This window comes from Scandinavium sp., from assembly GCF_036271055.1.
Taxonomy (GTDB): domain Bacteria; phylum Pseudomonadota; class Gammaproteobacteria; order Enterobacterales; family Enterobacteriaceae; genus Scandinavium.
This window is the reverse complement of sequence record NZ_DATBBJ010000098.1, coordinates 1-1554: the sequence shown is the minus strand read 5'-3', so window position 1 is coordinate 1554 and position 1554 is coordinate 1. Positions and strand designations below refer to the sequence as shown.

General features: G+C 55.6%; 1 protein-coding gene. It reads left to right on the top strand.

What is annotated here, in order from left to right:
- The first annotated feature begins 78 nt into the window (after positions 1-78).
- Entirely contained in the window at positions 79-1359 is a 1281-nt protein-coding gene (locus VH187_RS20065; RefSeq protein ID WP_329703203.1) for an ISKra4 family transposase, read from the top strand.
- The last annotated feature ends 195 nt before the right edge of the window (positions 1360-1554 follow it).

Sequence of the window (1554 nt, the reverse complement as noted above, 5' to 3'; positions counted from 1 at the left end):
GGGTGCGGCCAGAAGGTAATGTTTAATTAACCATTAAGATTGATGCATTGGCGGCTGGTCAATTCGCGGGGGAAAGTCATGCTGCCAATCGTTTCGGGACGGGATGGGGATCGGATCAGGATTGAAGTGACGGTGGACTTGTCTGGCGGGATGCTAGAGGTAGAGGACGCAATTTTAGGGGCCGTAAACGCAGTCGGCAACGTTGCGACTGCTGAAGCACTAAAGAGATTTGATGCGGACGGCGATCCGATCACGATGGGTGGTTCGAGATGGTATTCGAAAGGCAAGTTGCCGAAGGTTTTCAACACCCCCTATGGGGTGGTTTCTGTGGAGCGTCATGTTTATCAGCCTGCCGAAGGCGGCAAGACCTTTTGTCCAATGGAAGAGGGGGCAAGGATCATCAGAAAGGCGACGCCACGGTTTGCCAAGATAGTCTCGCATAAGTTTGCGCGCGGTGCTGCTGCCGAGGTGGTTGAAGACCTGGAGCAGAACCATGGCCGGCCCTGCCTGAAGGCGAGTTTGCAGGATTTGGCCACCCATGTTGGGGCGGTCGTGCAAACCAAGGAAGAAAGCTGGAGCTACGCCACGCCGGAGATCGGCAAGGTCGCGACGGTCGGCATCGGAGTTGACGGCACCTGCATGCTGATCTGCGATCAGAAGTGGCGGGAAGCGATGACGGGGAGCATTTCGCTCTATGACAGGCATGGCGAGCGTCTGCATACGATCTATCTCGGGGCGGCGCCGGAGTACGGAAAAGAGACGTTTTTCGCCCGCATGCAGCGTGAGATCGAGCATGTAAAGTCGCTATATCCGAAAGTCCGTTTCGTCGGCATTGCGGATGGCGCAAAATCCAATTGGGATTTTCTTGGCCCCCACATCGATGAGCAGGTGCTGGACTTCTATCACGCCACTCAGTACCTGGCGCGTGCGGCATCGGCGATTCACCGCAATGAAGCAGAACGTCAACAATGGCTTGACGAACAATGTCACAATCTCAAGCACAAGCATCATGCGGCAACGCGGATTGTTCGCGACCTGGAGCAAGTCATCACCGCGAAGATGAAGCCTGACCAAAAGAAGGATCTGCAGGACTGCATAACGTATTTCAGCAATCATCTGCACCAAATGCGCTACGCCCAATGCATCGAAAATGGCATACCCATCGGGTCAGGCGTTACCGAGGCGGCGTGCAAAACATTGGTTAAACAACGGCTTTGCTGCTCGGGAATGCGCTGGACCCCGGAGGGCGCGCAAATCGTCCTCAGCTTGCGGGCTCTCGTACTCACAGAAAGCAGATGGGAGCAGTTCTGGCAGAAGATCAACCAATACGGCGTTCCTCAATCAATTAAACATCAATAAATGGCCGCACCCGTCGTAAACGGCCCAGTGAGGGTCGGTGACCCAGTGGTCCAAGTCGCTTTAAGGAGCTGGGTGAAGTTGACACTAAAGTACAGCACGTGAGTCCCATCGGTGTCGCTGTCCAGGGTGTCTACTCCCGTACAGGCGCCGAAGCCCGATACAACGAACCCGTTTCCGGTGGCCGCGCCGGTGGTG